At 69.7% G+C, this 19,261-nt stretch carries 31 protein-coding genes; 30 read left to right on the top strand and 1 reads right to left on the bottom strand.

Annotated features, from left to right (window positions below):
- The 29 genes from MFF61_RS21125 to MFF61_RS20985 form a co-directional block, all read left to right on the top strand.
- Positions 1–70, top strand: a 70-nt coding sequence (locus MFF61_RS21125) for an EF-Tu C-terminal domain-related protein (RefSeq protein ID WP_490390956.1), incomplete at its 5' end; no start/stop codon positions are given.
- 82 nt (positions 71–152) lie between these two features.
- Entirely contained in the window at positions 153–461 is a 309-nt protein-coding gene (gene rpsJ, locus MFF61_RS21120; RefSeq protein ID WP_012330343.1) for a 30S ribosomal protein S10, read from the top strand.
- A 47-nt stretch (positions 462–508) separates the two neighbouring features.
- Positions 509–1,255 (top strand): 50S ribosomal protein L3, encoded by a 747-nt coding sequence (gene rplC / locus MFF61_RS21115; RefSeq protein ID WP_238237974.1) that lies wholly within the window; start codon positions 509–511, stop codon positions 1,253–1,255.
- A complete protein-coding gene (rplD, locus tag MFF61_RS21110) occupies positions 1,255–1,875 on the top strand; it encodes a 50S ribosomal protein L4 (RefSeq protein WP_238237971.1) in 621 nt (206 codons plus the stop codon). Before rplC ends, rplD begins: the two co-directional genes overlap by 1 nt.
- The gene (locus tag MFF61_RS21105; protein WP_238237968.1) at positions 1,872–2,168 is read left to right on the top strand and encodes a 50S ribosomal protein L23; all 297 of its coding nucleotides are present in this window, start codon (positions 1,872–1,874) and stop codon (positions 2,166–2,168) included. Before rplD ends, MFF61_RS21105 begins: the two co-directional genes overlap by 4 nt.
- Before the next feature lie 27 nt (positions 2,169–2,195).
- Positions 2,196–3,032: a 50S ribosomal protein L2 gene (rplB, locus tag MFF61_RS21100; protein ID WP_238237966.1), complete on the top strand. Its 837-nt coding sequence runs from the start codon at positions 2,196–2,198 to the stop codon at positions 3,030–3,032.
- Between the two features lie 20 nt (positions 3,033–3,052).
- Positions 3,053–3,331, top strand: a complete 279-nt coding sequence (gene rpsS, locus MFF61_RS21095) for a 30S ribosomal protein S19 (protein ID WP_238237963.1) — start codon at positions 3,053–3,055, stop codon at positions 3,329–3,331.
- Between the two features lies 1 nt (position 3,332).
- Complete coding sequence (gene rplV / locus MFF61_RS21090) at positions 3,333–3,716, top strand: 50S ribosomal protein L22 (protein ID WP_015928591.1); 384 nt, start codon at positions 3,333–3,335, stop codon at positions 3,714–3,716.
- A 10-nt stretch (positions 3,717–3,726) separates the two neighbouring features.
- Positions 3,727–4,479, top strand: a complete 753-nt coding sequence (gene rpsC, locus MFF61_RS21085; RefSeq protein WP_238237961.1) for a 30S ribosomal protein S3 — start codon at positions 3,727–3,729, stop codon at positions 4,477–4,479.
- A 32-nt stretch (positions 4,480–4,511) separates the two neighbouring features.
- Positions 4,512–4,925 carry a 50S ribosomal protein L16 gene (rplP, locus tag MFF61_RS21080; protein WP_012330335.1) on the top strand — a complete coding sequence of 138 codons (414 nt, stop codon included), beginning with the start codon at positions 4,512–4,514 and terminating at the stop codon, positions 4,923–4,925.
- 13 nt (positions 4,926–4,938) lie between these two features.
- Positions 4,939–5,154, top strand: coding sequence for a 50S ribosomal protein L29 (rpmC, locus tag MFF61_RS21075; protein ID WP_238237959.1), 216 nt, complete (start codon positions 4,939–4,941; stop codon positions 5,152–5,154).
- 15 nt (positions 5,155–5,169) lie between these two features.
- Positions 5,170–5,430: a 30S ribosomal protein S17 gene (gene rpsQ / locus MFF61_RS21070; protein WP_238237957.1), complete on the top strand. Its 261-nt coding sequence runs from the start codon at positions 5,170–5,172 to the stop codon at positions 5,428–5,430.
- Between the two features lie 282 nt (positions 5,431–5,712).
- Complete coding sequence (gene rplN / locus MFF61_RS21065; RefSeq protein ID WP_012330332.1) at positions 5,713–6,081, top strand: 50S ribosomal protein L14; 369 nt, start codon at positions 5,713–5,715, stop codon at positions 6,079–6,081.
- Positions 6,081–6,398: a 50S ribosomal protein L24 gene (rplX, locus tag MFF61_RS21060; RefSeq protein WP_238237954.1), complete on the top strand. Its 318-nt coding sequence runs from the start codon at positions 6,081–6,083 to the stop codon at positions 6,396–6,398. The genes rplN and rplX overlap by 1 nt, the downstream gene beginning before the upstream one ends.
- Complete coding sequence (gene rplE / locus MFF61_RS21055) at positions 6,391–6,957, top strand: 50S ribosomal protein L5 (protein WP_238237951.1); 567 nt, start codon at positions 6,391–6,393, stop codon at positions 6,955–6,957. The genes rplX and rplE overlap by 8 nt, the downstream gene beginning before the upstream one ends.
- A gap of 43 nt (positions 6,958–7,000) precedes the next feature.
- The gene (gene rpsN, locus MFF61_RS21050; RefSeq protein WP_238237949.1) at positions 7,001–7,306 is read left to right on the top strand and encodes a 30S ribosomal protein S14; all 306 of its coding nucleotides are present in this window, start codon (positions 7,001–7,003) and stop codon (positions 7,304–7,306) included.
- Positions 7,307–7,322: 16 nt separating this feature from the next.
- The gene (gene rpsH, locus MFF61_RS21045; protein ID WP_238237945.1) at positions 7,323–7,718 is read left to right on the top strand and encodes a 30S ribosomal protein S8; all 396 of its coding nucleotides are present in this window, start codon (positions 7,323–7,325) and stop codon (positions 7,716–7,718) included.
- A 28-nt stretch (positions 7,719–7,746) separates the two neighbouring features.
- On the top strand, positions 7,747–8,280 hold the full coding sequence (gene rplF / locus MFF61_RS21040; protein ID WP_238237934.1) for a 50S ribosomal protein L6: 534 nt from the start codon (positions 7,747–7,749) through the stop codon (positions 8,278–8,280).
- Positions 8,281–8,292: 12 nt separating this feature from the next.
- Positions 8,293–8,655 carry a 50S ribosomal protein L18 gene (gene rplR, locus MFF61_RS21035; RefSeq protein WP_238237932.1) on the top strand — a complete coding sequence of 121 codons (363 nt, stop codon included), beginning with the start codon at positions 8,293–8,295 and terminating at the stop codon, positions 8,653–8,655.
- A gap of 100 nt (positions 8,656–8,755) precedes the next feature.
- On the top strand, positions 8,756–9,334 hold the full coding sequence (rpsE, locus tag MFF61_RS21030) for a 30S ribosomal protein S5 (protein WP_238237929.1): 579 nt from the start codon (positions 8,756–8,758) through the stop codon (positions 9,332–9,334).
- A gap of 11 nt (positions 9,335–9,345) precedes the next feature.
- The gene (gene rpmD / locus MFF61_RS21025) at positions 9,346–9,537 is read left to right on the top strand and encodes a 50S ribosomal protein L30 (protein WP_238237926.1); all 192 of its coding nucleotides are present in this window, start codon (positions 9,346–9,348) and stop codon (positions 9,535–9,537) included.
- 10 nt (positions 9,538–9,547) lie between these two features.
- The gene (rplO, locus tag MFF61_RS21020; protein WP_238237921.1) at positions 9,548–10,036 is read left to right on the top strand and encodes a 50S ribosomal protein L15; all 489 of its coding nucleotides are present in this window, start codon (positions 9,548–9,550) and stop codon (positions 10,034–10,036) included.
- Between the two features lie 212 nt (positions 10,037–10,248).
- Positions 10,249–11,586: a preprotein translocase subunit SecY gene (gene secY, locus MFF61_RS21015; RefSeq protein WP_238237918.1), complete on the top strand. Its 1,338-nt coding sequence runs from the start codon at positions 10,249–10,251 to the stop codon at positions 11,584–11,586.
- A 186-nt stretch (positions 11,587–11,772) separates the two neighbouring features.
- Positions 11,773–12,372, top strand: a complete 600-nt coding sequence (locus MFF61_RS21010; RefSeq protein ID WP_238237914.1) for an adenylate kinase — start codon at positions 11,773–11,775, stop codon at positions 12,370–12,372.
- 220 nt (positions 12,373–12,592) lie between these two features.
- The gene (gene rpsM / locus MFF61_RS21005; protein WP_238237901.1) at positions 12,593–12,961 is read left to right on the top strand and encodes a 30S ribosomal protein S13; all 369 of its coding nucleotides are present in this window, start codon (positions 12,593–12,595) and stop codon (positions 12,959–12,961) included.
- A gap of 132 nt (positions 12,962–13,093) precedes the next feature.
- Positions 13,094–13,483, top strand: a complete 390-nt coding sequence (gene rpsK, locus MFF61_RS21000; protein ID WP_012330319.1) for a 30S ribosomal protein S11 — start codon at positions 13,094–13,096, stop codon at positions 13,481–13,483.
- Between the two features lie 199 nt (positions 13,484–13,682).
- Positions 13,683–14,729 carry a DNA-directed RNA polymerase subunit alpha gene (locus MFF61_RS20995; RefSeq protein WP_238237978.1) on the top strand — a complete coding sequence of 349 codons (1,047 nt, stop codon included), beginning with the start codon at positions 13,683–13,685 and terminating at the stop codon, positions 14,727–14,729.
- Between the two features lie 142 nt (positions 14,730–14,871).
- Positions 14,872–15,291 (top strand): 50S ribosomal protein L17, encoded by a 420-nt coding sequence (gene rplQ / locus MFF61_RS20990; protein WP_238237898.1) that lies wholly within the window; start codon positions 14,872–14,874, stop codon positions 15,289–15,291.
- 129 nt (positions 15,292–15,420) lie between these two features.
- Entirely contained in the window at positions 15,421–16,698 is a 1,278-nt protein-coding gene (locus MFF61_RS20985; RefSeq protein WP_238237895.1) for an aspartate aminotransferase type Ic, read from the top strand.
- Between the two features lie 154 nt (positions 16,699–16,852).
- On the opposite strand, the gene MFF61_RS20980 is transcribed toward MFF61_RS20985, so the two are convergent.
- Positions 16,853–17,980: a branched-chain amino acid ABC transporter substrate-binding protein gene (locus tag MFF61_RS20980; protein WP_238237976.1), complete on the bottom strand. Its 1,128-nt coding sequence runs from the start codon at positions 17,978–17,980 to the stop codon at positions 16,853–16,855.
- Positions 17,981–18,260: 280 nt separating this feature from the next.
- Between MFF61_RS20980 and MFF61_RS20975 the strand changes: the two genes are divergently transcribed.
- Entirely contained in the window at positions 18,261–19,235 is a 975-nt protein-coding gene (locus tag MFF61_RS20975) for a D-2-hydroxyacid dehydrogenase family protein (RefSeq protein WP_238237893.1), read from the top strand.
- Positions 19,236–19,261 lie beyond the last annotated feature (26 nt).

Below are 19,261 nucleotides of genomic sequence, written 5' to 3'. Positions count from 1 at the left end.
GCTGCGCTTCGCCATCCGCGAGGGCGGGCGCACCGTCGGCGCCGGCGTCGTCGCTTCCATCTCGGAATAACCGAACCGGCCCACTCCAACGGGACAGGTGAGGGGGCGGGCCCTCGAGCCCGCCCCTTCCCCGTCGCGAGGACCAAGACATTATGAACGGCCAGAACATCCGCATCCGCCTCAAGGCGTTCGATCATCGCATCCTGGACTCGTCGACCCGCGAGATCGTCTCGACGGCGAAGCGGACGGGCGCGCAGGTCCGCGGGCCGATCCCGCTCCCGACCCGCATCGAGCGGTTCACCGTCAACCGCTCGCCGCACATCGACAAGAAGTCGCGCGAGCAGTTCGAGATGCGCACCCACAAGCGCGTGCTCGACATCGTCGACCCCACCCCGCAGACCGTGGACGCGCTGATGAAGCTCGACCTCGCGGCGGGCGTGGACGTGGAGATCAAGCTCTGAGGCCCTGAGGGCTTCGGAGTTTCGGGCAGAATGCGCGGGGGAGAACCATGCGCTCAGGAGTCATCGCACAGAAGGTCGGCATGACCCGCGTCTTCACGGACGCTGGCGAGCATGTTCCGGTCACGGTGCTCAAGGTCGATCAGTGCCAGGTGGTGGCCCACCGCACGGTCGAGAAGAACGGCTACGTTGCGCTGCAGGTCGGCGTGGGCAAGGCCAAGGTCAAGAACGTGTCCAAGGCCGAGCGCGGCCGCTTCGCGATCGCCAAGGTCGAGCCGAAGCGCAAGCTCGCCGAGTTCCGCGTAAGCGAGGACGCGATGATCCCGGTTGGCGCCGAGATCACCGCCGACCACTTCATCCCGGGGCAGTTCGTCGACGTGACGGGCACCACCACGGGTAAGGGTTTCGCGGGCGGCATGAAGCGCTGGAACTTCGGCGGTCTGCGGGCCTCGCACGGCGTGTCGATCTCGCACCGCTCGATCGGTTCGACCGGCGGCCGCCAGGATCCGGGCAAGACCTTCAAGAACAAGAAGATGCCGGGCCATCTCGGCGTCGAGCGGGTCACGACCCAGAACCTGCGCGTCGTGCGCACCGATCCGGAGCGCGGCCTGATCCTGGTCGAGGGTGCGGTTCCGGGCGTCGCCGGCGGCTGGATCCAGATCCGCGACGCGGTCAAGCGCAAGCTGCCGGCCGAGGCGCCGATGCCGGGCAAGTTCCGCGAGCAAGCCAACGGCGGCACGCCGGCCGAGACCGCTCAGGCCGCCCCCGACGCTCCTGCCGCTGAGGAGAACGCGTGATGAAGTTCGAGATCACGACGCTCGACGGGGCGGAAGCCGGCTCGGTCGAGGTCAACGACGCCATCTTCGGGCTTGAGCCCCGCGCCGACCTGCTGCAGCGCTGCGTGCGCTGGCAGCTCGCCAAGCGCCAGGCCGGGACCCACTCGGTGAAGACGCGCGGCGAGATCGCCCGCACCACCAAGAAGATGTACAAGCAGAAGGGCACCGGCAACGCCCGCCACGGCGCCGCGACCGCCCCGCAGTTCCGCGGCGGCGCCCCGGCCCACGGGCCGCAGGTGCGCTCGCACGCCCACGACCTGCCCAAGAAGGTCCGGGCGCTGGCGCTGCGGCACGCCCTCTCGGCCAAGGCCAAGGCCGCCTCCCTCGTCATCGTCGACGACGTGCGGCTGGAGGAGGCCAAGACCAAGGCGCTCAAGGACCGCTTCGGCAAGCTCGGCTGGTCGAACGCGCTCATCATCGGCGGGTCCGAGGTGGACGAGAACTTCGGCCGTGCCGCGCGCAACCTGCCCTCGATCGACGTCCTGCCGGTGCAGGGCATCAACGTCTACGACATCCTGCGTCGCGACAAGCTCGTCCTGACGCGCGCGGCGGTCGATGCGCTGGAGGCGCGTTTCAAATGAGTGCGGATCCGCGCCACTACGACGTGATCGTCGCTCCCGTGATCACCGAGAAGGCCACCAACCTCTCGGAGCTGAACAAGGTCGTCTTCCGGGTCGCCCCGAAGGCCACCAAGCCGCAGATCAAGGAAGCGGTCGAGAGACTGTTCGAGGTCAAGGTGAAGAGCGTCAACACGCTCGTCACCAAGGGCAAGACCAAGATGTTCCGCGGTCAGCGCGGCCAGCGTTCGGACGTGAAGAAGGCGATCGTCACCCTCGAAGAGGGCCAGACCATCGACGTCACGACCGGGCTCTGAGAGGACGGCGTTAAGGGATAGAAGACAATGGCTTTGAAGACATTCAAGCCGGTCACGCCGAGCCTTCGCCAGCTCGTGATCGTGGACCGGTCCGAACTCTACAAGGGCAAGCCGGTCAAGGCGCTCACCGAGGGCAAGACCTCGTCGGGCGGCCGCAACAACCTCGGGCGGGTCACGGTCCGGTTCCGGGGCGGCGGGCACAAGCGCACGCTGCGCAACGTCGACTTCAAGCGCCGCGAGCACGCCGGCAAGGTCGGGACGGTGGAGCGGATCGAGTACGATCCCAACCGCACCGCCTTCATCGCGCTCGTGACCTACGAGGGCGGGGCGCAGAGCTACATCCTGGCGCCGCAGCGCGTGAAGGCCGGCGACAAGGTGGTGTCGGGCGACAGCGTCGACATCAAGCCCGGCAACGCCATGCCGATCGGCGCGATGCCGGTGGGCACGATCGTGCACAATGTCGAGCTGAAGATCGGCAAGGGCGGGGCGATCGCCCGCTCGGCGGGTAACTACGCCCAGATCGTCGGCCGCGACCAGGGCTACGTCACGCTGCGCCTGAACTCGGGCGAGCAGCGCCTCGTGCACGGCCAGTGCTACGCCACGGTGGGCGCGGTTTCGAACCCCGACCACATGAACATCTCGCTCGGCAAGGCGGGTCGCAAGCGCTGGCTCGGCCGGCGCCCGCACAACCGCGGCGTCGCCATGAACCCGATCGATCACCCGCACGGCGGCGGCGAGGGCCGCACCTCGGGCGGCCGTCATCCGGTCACCCCGTGGGGCTTCCCGACCAAGGGCAAGAAGACCCGCTCGAACAAGCGGACCGACACCTTCATCGTGTCGAGCCGCCACAACCGCAAGAAGTAAGGGCGAAGGAGCTTCGACCCATGGCACGTTCGATCTGGAAGGGGCCGTTCGTTGACGGCTACCTCCTCAAGAAGGCGGAAACCGCGCGCGGCTCCACCCGCAGCGAGGTGATCAAGATCTGGAGCCGCCGCTCCACGATCCTTCCGCAGTTCGTTGGCCTGACCTTCGGGGTCTACAACGGGCAGAAGCACATCCCGGTCTACGTCACCGAGGAGATGGTCGGGCACAAGTTCGGCGAGTTCTCGCCGACCCGGACCTTCCACGGGCACGCGGCCGACAAGAAGGCGAAGAGGCGCTAAGATGGGCAAGGCAGCAGCACCCCGCGCGCTCCCCGAGAACGAGGCGAAGGCCGTCGCGCGTATGCTGCGCGTCAGCCCGCAGAAGCTGAACCTCGTGGCGCAGCTGATCCGGGGCAAGAAGGTCGCGACCGCGCTCGCCGACCTGCAGTTCTCGCAGAAGCGCATCGCCGTCGAGGTCAAGAAGTGCCTCGAGAGCGCGATCGCCAACGCCGAGAACAACCACGACCTCGATGTCGACGATCTCGTCGTCAAGGAGGCCTACGTGGGCAAGGCGCTGGTTCTCAAGCGCTTCCACGCCCGCGCCCGCGGTCGCGGCGCGCGCATCCTGAAGCCGTTCTCGAACCTCACCATCGTGGTGCGTGAGGTCCGGGCCGAGGCCGCGTGAGGAGTTAACGATGGGACAGAAGGTCAATCCGATCGGTCTCCGGCTCGGCATCAACCGGACCTGGGACTCGCGCTGGTACGCGAACAAGGGCGAGTACGCCCGCCTCATGCATGAGGACGTCGCGATCCGCCAGGCGCTGATGAAGCAGCTCAAGCAGGCCGCGGTCTCCAAGATCGTGATCGAGCGTCCGCACCGGAAGTGCCGCGTCACCATCCACTCGGGCCGTCCGGGCGTGGTGATCGGCAAGAAGGGCGCCGACATCGAGAAGCTGCGCAAGCTCGTCGGCACGATGACGAAGGCCGACGTGACGATCAACATCGTCGAGGTGCGCAAGCCCGAGATCGACGCGACGCTCGTGGCCGATTCGATCGCCCAGCAGCTCGAGCGCCGCGTGGCGTTCCGGCGGGCGATGAAGCGGGCCGTGCAGTCGGCCATGCGTCTGGGCGCCGAGGGCATCCGCATCAACTGCTCGGGCCGCCTCGGCGGGGCCGAGATCGCGCGCCTGGAGTGGTACCGCGAGGGCCGGGTGCCGCTGCACACGCTGCGCGCCGACGTCGATTACGGCACGGCGACCGCGTTCACCACCTACGGCACCTGCGGCATCAAGGTGTGGGTGTTCAAGGGCGAGATCCTCGAACACGACCCGATGGCGCAGGACAAGCGTGCCCACGAGGAGGGCGGCCGCTCGGGCGGGCGTCGCGAGCGTGAGCGCGGGGGCGAGCGCGGCGACCGCGGTGACCGCGGCGGACGCGACGCGGCCTGACGACGCCACGCTGGAGGTTTTGAGAGGCTGCGATGCTGCAACCCAAGAAGACGAAGTTCCGCAAGCAGTTCAAGGGCCGCATCCACGGCACCGCGAAGGGCGGGACCGACCTGAACTTCGGCTCCTACGGCCTCAAGGCCCTGGAGCCCGAGCGCGTCACCGCGCGCCAGATCGAGGCGGCCCGCCGCGCGATCACCCGCGAGATGAAGCGCCAGGGCCGCGTGTGGATCCGGATCTTCCCGGACGTGCCCGTGACCCAGAAGCCGACCGAGGTCCGCATGGGCTCCGGCAAGGGCTCGCCCGAATACTGGGCGGCCCGCGTCCACCCGGGCCGGGTCATGTTCGAGATCGACGGCGTCGCCGAGGACATCGCCCGCGAGGCGCTGCGGCTCGGGGCCGCCAAGCTGCCGGTCCGCACGCGCTTCATCCAGCGCATCGCGGATTGAGGGAGGCACCACCATGAAGTCGAGCCAGAGGCAGTCTGACCTGAGCGCGCTGTCGCCGGATCAGCTCAGCGAGGAACTCGTCAACCTGAAGAAGGAGCAGTTCAACCTGCGCTTCCAGCGGGCGACGGGTCAGCTCGAGAACGTCGCGCGCATCCGCGAGGTGCGCCGGGACATCGCCCGCGTCCGGACCCTGCAGCGTCAGAAGACGCTGCAGGCGGCGCAAGGCTGATAGGAGTAGGAGCCCATGCCGAAGCGCGTGCTGCAGGGCGTCGTGGTCAGCGACAAGCAGGACAAGACCGTCGTGGTGAAGGTGGAGCGCCGCTTCACCCACCCGGTGATGAAGAAGACCGTGCGCCGGTCGAAGAACTACCACGCCCACGACGAGAACAACGTCGCCAAGGTCGGGCAGATGGTGTTCATCGAGGAGTCGCGGCCCTATTCCAAGCTCAAGACCTGGAAGCTGGTCGAGGGTGGGGCGGCCGAGGCGGCGACCGCCGAGGCGTGACGCGCCGGCTCCTCCGCGCCCGGCGGGGGAGGGGGACGCGGCGGATCCGCTCGGCGGATCCCGAAACCGCTTGTCATCCGGGCCGAACCGGTGTAACCGACCGGCCTCCACGACAGACATGACGGGTGTCCGCGCCCTTCATCGCGTTCGTCGACCGCGCCGGCCCCAGCGCCGCAGCGCGGTCTCTTCAATGGCGGGGACGTCAGATCCCCATCAGGCTGCCGTCCGGGGCGCGATCCGCGCCGCGGAGACCTGCCTGAAACAAGGAAAGGGTGTTGGGTCGTGATCCAGATGCAGACGAATCTGGACGTCGCCGACAATTCCGGCGCACGTCGCGTGATGTGCATCAAGGTGCTCGGCGGGTCCAAGCGCAAATACGCCGGCGTCGGCGACATCATCGTGGTCTCCGTGAAGGAGGCGATCCCGCGCGGCCGCGTGAAGAAGGGCGACGTCATGAAGGCGGTCGTCGTGCGCACCGCCAAGGACGTGCGCCGTCCCGACGGCTCGGTGATCCGCTTCGACCGCAACGCGGCGGTGCTGATCAACAACCAGAAGGAGCCGATCGGTACCCGCATCTTCGGGCCGGTGCCGCGCGAGCTGCGCGCCCGCAACCACATGAAGATCATCTCGCTCGCCCCGGAGGTGCTGTGATGGCCGCGAAGGTGAAGAAGGGCGACACCGTCATCGTGCTGACCGGCCGCGACAAGGGCCGCTCGGGCGAGGTGATCCAGGTGATGCCCAAGGAGAACCGGGCGCTTGTGCGCGGCGTGAACCTCGTCAAGCGCCACCAGCGCCAGACGCAGAACCAGGAGGGCGGCATCATCTCCAAGGAGGCCGCGATCGACCTGTCAAACCTGGCCCTGCGCGACCCCAAGGACGGCAAGCCCACCCGGGTCGGTTTCCGCATCCTGGAGGACGGGCGCAAGGTGCGCTTCGCGAAGCGCTCGGGAGATCTGATCGATGGCTGAGGCGGTGAAGGACGGCTACACGCCGCGGCTCAAGAAGCACTACGAGGACGTGGTGCGCCCCAAGATGATCCAGGAGTTCGGCTACACGAACCCCATGCAGGTGCCGGCGATCGAGAAGATCGTCATCAACATGGGTGTGGGCGAGTCGACCCAGGATTCCAAGAAGGCGACGGTGGCGGCCGAGGATCTCGGCCTGATCGCCGGCCAGAAGCCGGTGATCACCCGCGCCCGCAAGGCGATCGCGACCTTCAAGGTGCGCGAGAACATGCCGATCGGCTGCAAGGTGACGCTGCGCCGCCAGCGCATGTACGAGTTCATGGACCGCCTCGTCACCATCGCGCTGCCGCGCGTGCGCGACTTCCGCGGCCTGAACCCGAAGTCCTTCGACGGACGCGGCAACTACGCCCTCGGGATCAAGGAGCACCTCGTGTTCCCCGAGATCAACTACGACAAGGCGCAGAACAGCTGGGGCATGGACATCGTCGTCACCACGACGGCGAAGACCGATGCCGAGGCCCGCGCCCTGCTCAAGCACTTCAACTTCCCGTTCCGGCAGTGAGGGGATCCCACTCCTCAGACGCGGCAACCGGAGAGCATTAGAGATGGCCAAGAAGAGCAAGATCGAGAGAAACAAGCAGCGGCGCGCGCTGGCCCAGCTTTACGCCCCCAAGCGTGAGGCGCTGCTGGCGACGGCGAACGACGAGTCGCTGCCGATGGAGGAGCGCTTCGAGGCGCGCCTCAAGCTGGCGGAGCTTCCCCGCAACGCCAACCCGACCCGCATCCGCAACCGCTGCGAGATGACCGGCCGCCCGCGGGCCTATTACCGCAAGCTCGGCATCTCCCGCGTCGCCCTGCGCGACCTCGGTTCGCGCGGGATGATCCCGGGCCTCGTGAAGTCCAGCTGGTAAGGGGAGGGCGCCACCGATGATCACCGATCCCGTGGGCGATATGCTCACCCGCATCCGCAACGGTCAGCAGCGCCGCCGCAACGTGGTGCAGACGCCGGGCTCCAAGCTCCGCGCCCGCATCCTCGACGTGCTGAAGTCCGAAGGCTACATCCGCGACTACGCCACGACCGATTACGGCAACGGGCGCACCGAGTTCGCGATCGAGCTGAAGTACCACGACGGCGCGCCCGTGATCCGCTCCATCGAGCGCGTCTCGAAGCCCGGCCGCCGGGTCTATTCGTCGGTCGATACCCTGCCGCGCGTCGCCGACGGTCTGGGCATCACCATCGTGTCCACTCCGCTGGGCGTCATGGCCGACCACGAGGCGCGCGAGCGCAACGTCGGCGGCGAGGTGCTCTGCAAGGTCTTCTGACCCGGCAGCCGCATCAGGAGAGACGATCATGTCCCGCGTAGGCAAGAAGCCCGTGACCGTGCCGGCCGGCGTCACCGCCACGGTCGACGGCCAGACCGTCAAGATCAAGGGCTCCAAGGGTGAGCTGTCCTTCCGCGTCCCCGACCAAGTCGAGGTCACGCAGGAGAACGGCGCCATCTCGGTGCAGCCCCGCTCGCAGACCAAGGAGGCCCGCGCGATGTGGGGCCTCTCGCGCGCCCAGGTCGCCAACCTCGTCGAGGGCGTGACCAAGGGCTTCGAGAAGAAGCTGGAGATCAACGGCGTCGGCTACCGCGCCGCGGTCGCCGGCAAGGTGCTGAAGCTGTCCCTCGGCTACAGCCACGACATCGAGTACGAGATCCCGGCCGGGATCACGATCACGACGCCGCGGCCGGTCGAGATCATCGTGGCGGGCATCGACAAGCAGCGCGTCGGCCAGATCGCGGCGGAGATCCGCGAGTACCGCGGCCCCGAGCCCTACAAGGGCAAGGGCGTGAAGTACGCCGGCGAGTTCATCTTCCGCAAGGAAGGCAAGAAGAAGTAAGGATCGCCGGAGATGTCTCGCAAAATCGACCTGCAGGACCGTCGCCGCGCCCGCGTGCGCCGGGCGATCCGGGCGGCGGCGAACGGGCGTCCGCGCCTTTCGGTGTTCCGCTCCTCCAAGCAGATCTACGTCCAGGTCATCGACGATGCGAACGGGCGCACGCTCGCCGCGGCGTCGACCCTGGACAAGGACCTGCGCACCACCCTGAAGACCGGCGCCGACAAGGCCGCCGCCGCCGAGGTGGGCAAGCTGCTGGCGGAGCGCGCCAAGGCGGCCGGGGTCACCAAGGTGATCTTCGACCGCTCGGGCTACCTCTACCACGGCCGCGTCAAGGCGCTGGCCGATGCCGCCCGCGAGGGCGGGCTGGAGTTCTGAGGGACTTCCTCCGGGCGGGGCCCCGCGCCCCGCACCCACGGCGGACAAGACAACACGCGAGCGGGACCGCCGCCCGCGCCAGTGAACCGGATGTGATCTGATGGCACGTGAACGTGAGGGTCGTCGCCGCGACGACCGCGAGGAGCGCGACAGCGAGTTCGTGGACAAGCTCGTCCACATCAACCGCGTCGCCAAGGTGGTGAAGGGCGGCCGGCGCTTCGGCTTCGCGGCGCTCGTGGTCGTGGGCGACCAGAAGGGCCGCGTCGGCTTCGGCCACGGCAAGGCCCGCGAGGTGCCCGAAGCCATCCGCAAGGCCACCGAGGCGGCCAAGCGCGGCCTGATCCGCGTGGCCCTGCGCGAGGGCCGCACGCTCCACCACGATGTCGCCGGCCGTCACGGCGCCGGCAAGGTCATCCTGCGCGCCGCGCCCCAGGGCACCGGCATCATCGCGGGCGGCCCGATGCGCGCCGTGTTCGAGTCGGTCGGCATGCAGGACGTGGTGGCGAAGTCGCTCGGCTCGTCGAACCCCTACAACTTGATCCGCGCCACCTTCGACGCCCTGAAGCGCGAGGATTCCCCGCGTGCCGTGGCGGCTCGCCGCGGCCTCAAGGTCTCGGCGCTCCAGGCTCGCCGCCGCGACGCCGAGCCCGGCTCGGCCGATTCGGCCGACGCCGCGTGAGGAGGAGCGAGATGGCAGACAAGACCGTGCGGGTTCAGCAGATCGGCTCCCCGATCCGCCGCGAGGCCAGCCAGCGCCAGACGCTGATCGGCCTCAAGCTGAACAAGCTCCACCGCATCGCCGAGCTCCCGGACACCCCGTCCGTGCGCGGCATGATCGCGAAGGTGCATCACCTCGTGCGCGTCCTCGACGACGCGGCGTGAGGAGGGCGTCATGAAGCTGAACGAGATTCGCGACAACGAAGGCGCGACCAAGAACCGGATGCGCGTCGGCCGCGGCATCGGCTCGGGCAAGGGCAAGACCGCGGGCCGCGGCGTGAAGGGCCAGAAGGCCCGCTCCGGCGTGGCCATCAAGGGCTTCGAGGGCGGTCAGATGCCGCTGCATCGGCGCCTGCCGAAGCGCGGCTTCAACAACCCGGGCGCGACCGACCTCAACGAGGTGAATATCGGGCGCATCCAGCAGGCGGTGGATGCCGGCCGGCTCGACCCGGCGGTGCCGGTCACCGTCGAGGCGCTGCACGCCGCGGGCGTGGTCGCCCGGGTGCGCGACGGCGTGAAGATCCTCGGCGTCGGGGAACTCTCCGCCAAGCTGACCTTCGAGGTCGCGCGCGCGTCGAAGTCGGCGGTCGCGGCCATCGAGAAGGCGGGCGGGTCGGTGACCCAGTCGCTCGCCGCGACCGACGGCGCGGTTGCGTCCGCGTAAGGCAGCCCTTAAGTCGGACGAGATCGGCGGCGGCCCGTGCGAGCAGCGCGAGGCCGCCGTCCTTGTTTTCAGGCGCCGCCGCGCCCCGCCGCTCCCTGGCGCAGCCTTCAGGCCCGACCGGACCGCAAGGCTGCTCCAGGTCTTCGATCTTGCCGCATCGTCCGCGACGGACCGCTACCCACGTCGTCGGACAATGCTCTGAGGACACGATCATGGCCTCTGCAGCCGAGCAGCTCGCCGCCAACCTCAACTTCGGCGCCATCGCCAAGGCCGAGGAACTCAAGAAGCGCATCTGGTTCACCCTCGGCGCGCTGATCGTCTACCGCCTGGGCACCTACATCCCGCTGCCCGGGATCGACCCCGACGCGCTGCGCCAGAGCTTCGCCAACGCGCAAGGGGGCGTGCTCGGGCTGTTCAACATGTTCTCGGGGGGTGCGGTCGAGCGCATGGCGATTTTCGCGCTCAACATCATGCCCTACATCTCGGCCTCGATCATCGTGCAGCTCCTCACCTCGGTGCTGCCCTCGCTCGAAGCGCTGAAGAAGGAGGGCGAATCCGGCCGCAAGGTGCTCAACCAGTACACGCGCTACCTCACGGTCGTGCTGGCCATCTTCCAGGCCTGGGGCATCGCGGTCGGCCTGCAGAGTTCGGGCGGCATCGTCCAGGATCCCGGGCCGTTCTTCGTGATCTCGACGGTGATCACGCTGACCGGCGGCACCCTGTTCCTGATGTGGATCGGCGAGCAGATCACCTCGCGCGGCATCGGCAACGGCTCGTCGCTCATCATCTTCGCGGGCATCGTCGCCCACCTCCCCTCGGCCATCGCCGGCACGCTCGAACTCGGCCGCCAGGGGGCGCTCTCGACGCCCGTCATCCTGGGCGTCGCCGTGATGGCGGCCGTCGTCGTCTACTTCATCGTGTTCATGGAGCGCGCCCAGCGCCGGCTCCTGATCAACTACCCCAAGCGCCAGGTCGGCAACCGCATGTACGAGGGCCAGACCTCGTTCATGCCGCTCAAGCTCAACACCCCGGGGGTGATCCCGCCGATCTTCGCCTCCTCGCTGCTGCTGCTGCCGGCCACCGCCGCGAGCTTCCAGACCGACCCGAACGGCACCGGCATCGTCGCGACGCTCGCCACCTATCTCGGCCACGGGCGGCCCGCCTACATGATCCTGTACGCGGCCCTGATCATCTTCTTCGCCTTCTTCTACACGGCGGTGGTGTTCAACCCGCAGGAGACGGCCGACAACCTGAAGAAGCATGGCGGCTTCATCCCGGGCATCCGGCCGGGCGAGCGCACGGCGGAGTACATCGACAAGGTGCTCAGCCGGATCACGGTGATCGGCGCCGCCTACCTGACGCTGATCTGCCTGATCCCCGAGATCCTGGTCTCCTACGCCTCGCTGCCGTTCTACTTCGGCGGCACCTCGCTGCTGATCGTCGTCTCGGTGACGATGGACACGGTGGCCCAGGTCCACGGCCACCTGCTGGCGCACCAGTACGAGGGCTTGGTGAAGAAGGCGAAGCTGCGCGGCGCCCGGCGGCGTTAGCCCATAGTCGGGGCGCGGGACGGGTTTCGCCGATCCGCCCGTTCCCGCATCATCGGCCGCGGGCGGGCCGTCGGCGCGCCCGGGCTTTGGCACGTGGTCTGGTTCCGTCGGCCGGCGGCCATGCTCTAGAACGAGGCCCCGGGCGGACGCCGTCGCCGTCCCGGGCGCCCAAGGGAGAGACAGGTTATGCGGATCATACTCCTCGGCCCGCCGGGTGCCGGGAAGGGCACGCAATCGACGCGGATCGTCGAGCGGTTCGGGATCCCGCAGCTCTCGACGGGCGACATGCTGCGCGCGGCCGTGGCGGCCGGCACGCCGGTGGGGCTCAAGGCCAAGAGCCTGATGGAGAGCGGCGCGCTCGTTCCCGACGAGGTGGTGGTCGGCATCGTGGCGGACCGCATCGAGGAGCCCGACGCCAAGCGCGGCTTCATCCTCGACGGCTTCCCGCGCACCGTGGCGCAGGCGGTCGCCCTCGACGAGATGCTCGCCGCCAAGGGCCTGCGCCTTGACGCCGTGGTCGAGTTCAAGGTGGACGAGGACGCGCTCGTCGGCCGCATCGCGAAGCGCGCTGCGGAGACCGAGGCGCGCGGCGAGGCGGTGCGCAAGGACGACACCCCCGAGGTGTTCAAGACCCGGCTCGACGCCTATCGCCGGCAGACCGCGCCGCTCTCGGCGCACTATGCCGGCACCGGCCTGCTGCGCACGGTCGACGGCATGGCGCCGATCGACGCGGTGACGGGAGAGATCGAGACGCTCCTGCGCGGCCTGCAGCCGGTCTCGGCGTGAGGCCGCGCCGGACCCGCCGGTTGACAAGGCCGCACGTCCGCGCTAGTCCGCCCTCCTTCGTTCAGACCCGGACGGCCCGGCGTGCCTGTTGCAAGGCCGCTCCGGGCCGATTTGCCGTCGGGACGGCGCGCAGGGGCCGGACTCCACCGGACGCGCGACACCCCTCACGACTTCGCGCCTGCGCAGGCTCCGCCAGCCCGGGCGCCCATGGAGAGCACACGTGGCCCGTATCGCTGGCGTCAACATCCCGACCAACAAGCGCGTCGTCATCGCGCTGCAGTACATCCACGGCATCGGTTCGAAGAAGGCCGAGGAGATCACCACCAAGGTCGGGATCCCGGCCGAGCGCCGCGTGAACCAGCTCACCGACGCCGAGGTGCTGCAGATCCGCGAGACCATCGACCGCGACTACATCGTGGAAGGCGATCTGCGCCGCGAAGTCGCGATGAACATCAAGCGCCTGATGGATCTCGGCTGCTACCGCGGCCTGCGCCACCGCCGCGGCCTGCCGGTGCGCGGCCAGCGCACCCACACCAACGCCCGCACCCGCAAGGGCAAGGCGAAGCCGATCGCCGGCAAGAAGAAGTAAGCCGGCAGCGACCATCCGGACCCGGGACGTCCTCGCCCCCGGTCCGCCCGGCGGCCGCCGCGCGCCGCCTCCTCCAGCACACCGTCCCGAGCGCCTGGCACCACGGGCGCGCCTGAAGGATCGAAAGAGATTATGGCCAAGGAAGCAACCCGCATCCGCCGTCGCGAGCGCAAGAACATCGTGTCCGGCGTCGCCCACGTGAACGCCTCGTTCAACAACACGATGATCACCATCACGGACGCGCAGGGCAACACGATCTCGTGGTCGTCGGCCGGCGCGATGGGCTTCAAGGGCTCGCGCAAGTCGACCCCCTACGCCGCCCAGGTCGCGGCCGAGGATGCGGGCCGCAAGGCCGCCGAGCACGGCATGCGCACCCTCGAGGTCGAGGTGTCGGGCCCGGGCTCGGGCCGCGAATCGGCCCTGCGCGCGCTGCAGGCCGCGGGCTTCACCGTGACGTCAATCCGCGACGTCACCCCGATCCCGCACAACGGCTGCCGGCCGCGCAAGCGCCGCCGCGTCTGATCCGAAGCCGGCCTGCCGGGCGCGAGGCCGCACCGGCGGGAGGATCGAAGGAGCGCCCGGCGTCCTGGGAAGGACGCTGGGCTTCTCCGTTGACCGGCAGGGCAAGCGTGACGAGGCGGGGTCCTGACCGCATCCGCTTTCCCCGGGTACCCGAGACCATCAGGACGAGGCGAGGGCAGGGCCGGACGCGGCCTCCTGCCTGGTCAGGCCGACGAGAGGTGTCACCGTGGTGATTCAGAAGAACTGGCAAGAGCTGATCAAGCCGAACAAGCTCGACGTCGTCCCGGGGCACGACCCCAAGCGCGTCGCCACCGTGGTGGCCGAGCCGCTGGAGCGCGGCTTCGGTACGACGCTCGGCAACGCGCTGCGCCGCGTGCTCCTGTCCTCGCTCCAGGGCGCGGCGGTCACCTCCGTGCACATCGACGGCGTGCTGCACGAGTTCTCGTCGATCCCGGGCGTGCGCGAGGACGTCACGGACATCGTCCTCAACATCAAGACCATCGCGATCCGCTCGAACAGCGACGCGCCCAAGCGCATGACCCTGCGCAAGACCGGCCCCGGCACGGTCACGGCGGGCGACATCGGCACGATCGGCGATATCCAGATCCTGAACCCGGATCTCGTGCTCTGCACCCTCGACGAGGGGGCGGAGATCCGCATGGAGTTCACGGTGGCGACCGGCAAGGGCTACGTCCCGGCCGACCGCAACCGGCCCGAGGACGCGCCGATCGGCCTGATCCCGGTCGACGCCCTGTTCTCGCCCGTCACCAAGGTGTCCTACCGCATCGAGAACACCCGCGAGGGCCAGGATCTCGACAAGGACAAGCTGACCATGACGGTCGAGACCAACGGTGCGGTCTCGCCCGAGGATGCGCTCGCCTACGCGGCCCGCATCATCCAGGATCAGCTGCAGATCTTCGTGAACTTCGAGGAGCCCCGCAAGGAGGAGGCCGCGCCGCTCGCGCCGCAGCTCCCCTTCAACCCGGCCCTGCTCAAGAAGGTGGACGAGCTGGAGCTGTCGGTCCGCTCGGCGAACTGCCTGAAGAACGACAACATCGTGTATATCGGCGACCTCATTCAGAAGACGGAAGCCGAGATGCTGCGCACGCCGAACTTCGGCCGCAAGTCGCTCAACGAGATCAAGGAGGTGCTCGCCGCCATGGGCCTGCACCTCGGCATGGACGTCCCCGGCTGGCCGCCGGAGAACATCGAGGATCTCGCCAAGCGCTTCGAGGAGCACTACTGAGGGCGAGGAGCGGGTAGGGAGTAGCGAACAGGGGCGTTCCGGCTGGCGCGCCCTCTCCGCATCCCTCTACTCGCTCTTCGCCATTCGCCAATCAACACCGGCCGGCCCGTGGCACGGCGGCCGAGAATCAAAGGAGACAGCCATGCGTCACGGATTCCGCGGTCGCCGCTTCAACCGCACGGTCGAGCACCGCAAGGCGATGTTCGCCAACATGTCGGCGGCGCTGATCAAGCACGAGCAGATCGTCACCACGCTGCCCAAGGCCAAGGACCTGCGTCCGGTGGTCGAGAAGCTGATCACGCTCGGCAAGCGCGGCGACCTGCACGCCCGCCGCCAGGCCATCGCCCAGATCCGCGACGAGGCGATGGTCCGGAAGCTGTTCGACGTGCTCGGGCCGCGCTACCAGGGCCGCCCCGGCGGCTATTGCCGCATCATGAAGGCGGGCTTCCGCTACGGCGACAACGCCCCGATGGCGGTGATCGAGTTCGTGGACCGCGACGTGGATGCGCGCGGCAAGGATTCGGGCCCGACGCAGGCCGCCGAGACGGACGAGGCGGCCTGACGGCTCCCTCCCATCCCACCCACGAAGGCGGTCCCCCGGGGCCGCCTTTTTCATGTGCCGTGCGCCCCTCCGGCTGGACCCTGCGTTCCGGCTGCGCGAGGCTGGCGCCGAGCTCCCGGACCTGATCCCATGCCCCCGCTCGCCGACCAGACGCCCGACCTCCTGCGCAGCACGCTCGCGGAGCTGCAGGCCCGCTACGCCAGCCTCCAGAGCCGCGGGCTCAAGCTCGACATGACCCGCGGCAAGCCGTCCCCCGAGCAGCTCGACCTCTCGGAAGGTCTGCTGACGCTCCCCGGCAACCGCGACCACCTCACCGAGGCGGGGGAGGACGCGCGCAATTACGGCGGCGTGCAGGGACTCGCGGAGGTGCGTGCGCTGTTCTCCGGCGTGCTCGGGGCGCCGCCGGAGCAGATCGCGGTCGGCAACAATTCGAGCCTGGCGCTCATGCACGATTGCCTCGTCTACGCGCTCCTGAAGGGTGTGCCGGGCGGCGAGCGGCCGTGGTCGCGCGAGCCGGAGATCCGCTTCCTCTGCCCGGTCCCGGGCTACGACCGCCACTTCGCCCTCTGCGAGACCTACGGCCTCGTCATGGAGGCGGTGCCGATGACGCCCACCGGCCCCGACATGGCGGTGGTCGAGGAGCGCGTGCGCGATCCGCGGGTGAAGGGAATGTGGTGCGTGCCGCAATACTCCAATCCCGGCGGGGAGACCTACGCGGACGAGACCGTGGAGCGGCTCGCCCGGATGGAGGCCGGCGCGCCCGACTTCCGGCTGTTCTGGGACAACGCCTACGCGCTCCACCATCTCACCGAGCGCCGGCCGAACCTGCGCAACGTGCTGGAGGCCGCCGCGGCGGCCGGCCGGCCGGACCGGCCGATCGTGTTCGCGTCGACCTCGAAGGTGACGCTCGCGGGGGCGGGGCTCGCCTTCCTGGCCGCCTCGCCCGAGAACCTGCGCTGGTATCTCGGCCATGCGGGCAAGCGCAGCATCGGACCGGACAAGCTCAACCAGCTGCGCCACGTCCGCTTCCTGCGCGAGGCGAACGCGCTGGAGCGGCTGATGGAGGGCCACCGCCGCCTGCTGGCCCCGAAGTTCAAGGCCGTCACCGACACGCTGGAGCGGGTGCTCGGCGGCTCGGGCGCGGCCCGCTGGACGACGCCCGAGGGAGGCTACTTCATCCTGCTGGAGGTGCCGGATGGCTGCGCCACCCGGGTGGTGGAGCTCGCCGCCGGCTGCGGCCTCGCGATGACGCCGGCCGGCGCCACGCACCCGTACGGCCGCGACCCCGACGACCGCATGCTGCGCCTCGCACCGTCCTATCCGAGCCTCGCGGAGGTCGAGGCCGCCGCCGAGGTGATCGCGCTGTGCACGCTCATCGCCGCCACCGAGGCGCGCCTTCGCGCCTGAGGCGAAGACCGCAGCGGGATCAGGGTAGTGCGCGCAACCTCTGATCCTGCGCGCGAGGATCTTCACGCGAGTGCCCCATTCTCGCGCGCAGGATCAGCGAATCACGCCAAGCCCCTGGCGTAGAAAAGGTCTTTCGGCCTCTCGGCCGTGTCGGTCAATTGGCGTACGTGAAGGCGCCGTCGCGCCAGACGTAGAGGACGTAGCCCGGGGCGGTGACGTCACCCTTCTGGTCGAACCCGACATTGCCGAGCACGAGGTTGAACCGCTCCGCGTGCAGGGTCTCGGCCACCGTCTTCGGGTCGGTGGACTTGGCGAAGTTGCCGGCCTCCACCAGGGCCTGCAGGGCGGCGTAGCCGTAGAGGGTGAAGCCGCCCGGATCCACGCCCTCGGCCTGGAACGCCTTGACGGCCGCGGCCGCCTCGGGCTTGCGGCGCAGGTCCGGGTTGAAGGTCATCAGCACGCCGTTGCTGGCCGGCCCGGCCAGCGCGCCGAACTCCTTGGTGGCGATGCCTGAGGTGCCGAACCATTGCGGGCGGTAGCCCTGCTCGGCGGCGGTGCGCACGAGGCGCCCCATCTCCTGGTAATGGCCGCCGTAATACACCACCTCGATGCCGGCGGCCTGCAGCCGCTTGATCAGCGCCGCGTCGTCGGTCTGGCCGGGCACGATGGTGGCGAACAGCGCCTCGTTCTGGCCGATCTTGTTCAGGTTGGCCTTGGTCGAGTCGGCGAGGCTGCGCGAGAGCGGCGTGTCGTCCGACAGGATGGCGATCTTCTTGTCGCGGAAGCGCTCGGCCAGGATGGTCGCCGAGAGCCGGCCCTGGTCGTCCTCCCGGCCCGACACCCGGAAGATGGTGGGCAGGCCGCGGTCGGTGAGGCGGGCGGCATTCGAGGCCGGGCTGATCATCACCGCGCCGTTGGCGGCGTAGACGTCCGAGGCGGCGAGCGAGGCGCTGGAGCAGACGTGGCCGACGATGAGCCGCACCTGCGCCTGCATGAAGCGCTCGGCGACCTCGACCGCCTGGCCCGGGTCGCAGCCGTCGTCCTGCACGCTGAGCACGATCGGCTCGCCCGCGATACCGCCGCGGGCATTGGCGTCCCGCGCCGCCGCCTGCACGCCCTGAAGCACCTGCTCGCCGATGCCCGCCACCGGCCCGGTGCGCGGCACCGCCACGCCGATGATCACGTCGGCCCGGGCCGGCGCTGCGGCCGCGCCGACGGCGCAGAGCAGGACGGCGAGGCCGAGCCGTGCCGCGCGTCCCCGTGACGCCCGCCGCACCGTCATCACCGCCGCTCCCGCATGCTCACCCACCAAACCCGTCCTCCGCACCGACCCCGGCCGGCGGCCGCATAGCACGGCCCCGGCCATCCTGTCCGCGGCGTCGCGTCGGGCGCAAGTCCGTATCGCCACGTTCGCTCCGCCGCCGCGGCAGGCTCTCGCCGGACGCGCGTGGCGGACGCCCGTCGGATGCGTCTGCGCCGCCTGCTTAGCACAGTCGCTGCCACGGCTGGACCGCACTGGAGGCGCCCCCCTATGAAGAGCGTGACAGGACGGGAGGAAGCGCATGCCGGGAGACGAGCCGATCCGGGTCGCGGTGCTCGACGATTACCAGCGGGCCGCCGCGGGGCTCGCCGACTGGGCGGCCCTCGGCCCCGGGGTCGCGGTCGACTTCCTCGACCGGCCGGTCCCGCCCGACGAGGCGGCCGAACGCCTCGCGCCCTATACGGTGCTGTGCCTGATGCGCGAGCGCATGCCGCTGCCCGCCGGGCTGATCGCGGCACTGCCGAACCTGCGGCTCGTGGTGTTCACCGGCGCGCGCACGCATTCCATCGCCTTCGAGGCGCTCGCGCGGGCCGGCATCACCGCCTGCCACACCCGCGCGGGCGAGGGCAGCATCGCCACGGCGGAGCTCGCCTTCGCGCTGATCCTCGCCTGTGCGCGGCACCTGCCGCGGGAATTCGCCGCCATGCGCGAGGGGCGCTGGCAGGAGACGATCGGCACGGTGCTGAACGGGCGCACGCTCGGTCTCCTCGGTCTGGGGCGCATCGGCAGCCGCATGGCGGCGATCGGCGCGGCCTTCGGCATGGTGCCGATCGCTTGGAGCCCGAACCTGACCCCGGAGCGCGCGCAGGCCGGCGGGGCCGCGCTGGTGACGCGCGAGGCGCTGTTCCGGGCCTCCGACGTGCTGAGCCTCCACATGGTGCTGTCGCCCGCCACACGCGGCCTCGTCAGGGCGGCCGAACTCGGCCTGATGCGGCCCGAGGCGATCCTGATCAACACCTCCCGCGGGCCGCTCGTCGACGAGGCGGCGCTGATCGACGCCCTGCGGGGCGGTCGCCTCGCGGCGGCGGGCCTCGACGTCTACGACCACGAGCCGCTGCCCCCGGACCACCCGCTGCGCGCATTGCCCAACGCGGTGCTCACGCCGCATCTCGGCTACGTCACGCAGGCCACCTACCGGATGTTCTACGAGGACACCGTCGAGGCGATCGCCGCATGGCGCCGCGGGGCACCGGTGCGGGTGGTCGCGCCCCCGTAGCACGGCCCGTCCGGCGCCGCCGCATC

This window comes from Methylobacterium isbiliense (genome assembly GCF_022179325.1).
Classification (GTDB): Bacteria; Pseudomonadota; Alphaproteobacteria; order Rhizobiales; family Beijerinckiaceae; genus Methylobacterium; species Methylobacterium isbiliense.
The sequence above is the reverse complement of the archived record's forward strand: the minus strand, read 5'-3'. Positions and strand labels throughout refer to the sequence as shown.

Coding starts and splice junctions, on each gene's coding strand:
- rpsJ (WP_012330343.1), top strand. CDS start 153: ATGAACGGCCAGAACATCCGCATCCGCCTCAAGGCGTTCGATCATCGC.
- rplC (WP_238237974.1), top strand. CDS start 509: ATGCGCTCAGGAGTCATCGCACAGAAGGTCGGCATGACCCGCGTCTTC.
- rplD (WP_238237971.1), top strand. CDS start 1,255: ATGAAGTTCGAGATCACGACGCTCGACGGGGCGGAAGCCGGCTCGGTC.
- MFF61_RS21105 (WP_238237968.1), top strand. CDS start 1,872: ATGAGTGCGGATCCGCGCCACTACGACGTGATCGTCGCTCCCGTGATC.
- rplB (WP_238237966.1), top strand. CDS start 2,196: ATGGCTTTGAAGACATTCAAGCCGGTCACGCCGAGCCTTCGCCAGCTC.
- rpsS (WP_238237963.1), top strand. CDS start 3,053: ATGGCACGTTCGATCTGGAAGGGGCCGTTCGTTGACGGCTACCTCCTC.
- rplV (WP_015928591.1), top strand. CDS start 3,333: ATGGGCAAGGCAGCAGCACCCCGCGCGCTCCCCGAGAACGAGGCGAAG.
- rpsC (WP_238237961.1), top strand. CDS start 3,727: ATGGGACAGAAGGTCAATCCGATCGGTCTCCGGCTCGGCATCAACCGG.
- rplP (WP_012330335.1), top strand. CDS start 4,512: ATGCTGCAACCCAAGAAGACGAAGTTCCGCAAGCAGTTCAAGGGCCGC.
- rpmC (WP_238237959.1), top strand. CDS start 4,939: ATGAAGTCGAGCCAGAGGCAGTCTGACCTGAGCGCGCTGTCGCCGGAT.
- rpsQ (WP_238237957.1), top strand. CDS start 5,170: ATGCCGAAGCGCGTGCTGCAGGGCGTCGTGGTCAGCGACAAGCAGGAC.
- rplX (WP_238237954.1), top strand. CDS start 6,081: ATGGCCGCGAAGGTGAAGAAGGGCGACACCGTCATCGTGCTGACCGGC.
- rplE (WP_238237951.1), top strand. CDS start 6,391: ATGGCTGAGGCGGTGAAGGACGGCTACACGCCGCGGCTCAAGAAGCAC.
- rpsN (WP_238237949.1), top strand. CDS start 7,001: ATGGCCAAGAAGAGCAAGATCGAGAGAAACAAGCAGCGGCGCGCGCTG.
- rpsH (WP_238237945.1), top strand. CDS start 7,323: ATGATCACCGATCCCGTGGGCGATATGCTCACCCGCATCCGCAACGGT.
- rplF (WP_238237934.1), top strand. CDS start 7,747: ATGTCCCGCGTAGGCAAGAAGCCCGTGACCGTGCCGGCCGGCGTCACC.
- rplR (WP_238237932.1), top strand. CDS start 8,293: ATGTCTCGCAAAATCGACCTGCAGGACCGTCGCCGCGCCCGCGTGCGC.
- rpsE (WP_238237929.1), top strand. CDS start 8,756: ATGGCACGTGAACGTGAGGGTCGTCGCCGCGACGACCGCGAGGAGCGC.
- rpmD (WP_238237926.1), top strand. CDS start 9,346: ATGGCAGACAAGACCGTGCGGGTTCAGCAGATCGGCTCCCCGATCCGC.
- rplO (WP_238237921.1), top strand. CDS start 9,548: ATGAAGCTGAACGAGATTCGCGACAACGAAGGCGCGACCAAGAACCGG.
- secY (WP_238237918.1), top strand. CDS start 10,249: ATGGCCTCTGCAGCCGAGCAGCTCGCCGCCAACCTCAACTTCGGCGCC.
- MFF61_RS21010 (WP_238237914.1), top strand. CDS start 11,773: ATGCGGATCATACTCCTCGGCCCGCCGGGTGCCGGGAAGGGCACGCAA.
- rpsK (WP_012330319.1), top strand. CDS start 13,094: ATGGCCAAGGAAGCAACCCGCATCCGCCGTCGCGAGCGCAAGAACATC.
- rplQ (WP_238237898.1), top strand. CDS start 14,872: ATGCGTCACGGATTCCGCGGTCGCCGCTTCAACCGCACGGTCGAGCAC.
- MFF61_RS20985 (WP_238237895.1), top strand. CDS start 15,421: ATGCCCCCGCTCGCCGACCAGACGCCCGACCTCCTGCGCAGCACGCTC.
- MFF61_RS20980 (WP_238237976.1), bottom strand. CDS start 17,980: ATGACGGTGCGGCGGGCGTCACGGGGACGCGCGGCACGGCTCGGCCTC.
- MFF61_RS20975 (WP_238237893.1), top strand. CDS start 18,261: ATGCCGGGAGACGAGCCGATCCGGGTCGCGGTGCTCGACGATTACCAG.